At 46.1% G+C, this 672-nt stretch carries 1 protein-coding gene; it reads right to left on the bottom strand.

Annotated elements, in window-relative coordinates; all coding sequences use genetic code 11:
• Window positions 1-643 (bottom strand): transposase (locus OCH80_RS10175; protein WP_404540654.1); only part of this gene is annotated, 643 nt, incomplete at its 3' end.
• Between the last annotated feature and the right edge of the window lie 29 nt (window positions 644-672).

Here is a 672-nt window from a genome sequence, read left to right as displayed (position 1 = left end):
GATCGAGCAGCTGGATAACTACATCGGTCCCCTTTGATTGGGCCATAATTCGCCTTTTGGCCGCGATTGTGCGCTTGTCAATCTTCTTGGTTGTCCCGATGACGTTCTGCTCGTTCTTTGAAGACAAGAGTGATGAAGCGATTGGGACGAAGGAGGATCCGTCAGTCCAACCCATGGTCATCATCCGAAAGCCCTTTTTGTAGGTCATCGAAACGTGGTCGAATACTTTGGCAGCCAGCTCAGTCTTCTTATATCCAGTTCTGGAGTAGAGCGAATCGTCAAAGACGAAGCAATCTGCACGTTGGTCAGAAGTCAGATCTTTCAGATGTCCATTGATGATCCTCTCAGCTAGCAGAATAGTGAAACGAAGCCAGTTGATATGTGGATTCTGCATGAATCGATAGTAGGTGTTCTTGGAGAAGCCGGCGGTACACTTGCCAGACTTCTGTTGCATGTACATGCTTCTGTCTCGGAACACATTACTGAAGATGTATGAAAGGATCGACCAAAGTGGGATTCCTTTTGACTTGCGGAGCCCGCATCTGCGTAGAAGCTCTATGACTCTGTAGTCTTTGAAGAACGTTTCAACAGAACGTGCGATTTTAGGTTCGTTTTTGGTATCGAATGATGGTAAACTAGACATAGCACAAGCCTTTCGTTTGATATTGATGA

The sequence above is a fragment of the Lactobacillus sp. 23-2 genome (genome assembly GCF_044902225.1).
In the GTDB taxonomy this organism is placed as follows: Bacteria; Bacillota; Bacilli; order Lactobacillales; family Lactobacillaceae; genus Lactobacillus; species Lactobacillus absianus.
This window is presented reverse-complemented; position numbering and strand designations above follow the sequence as displayed.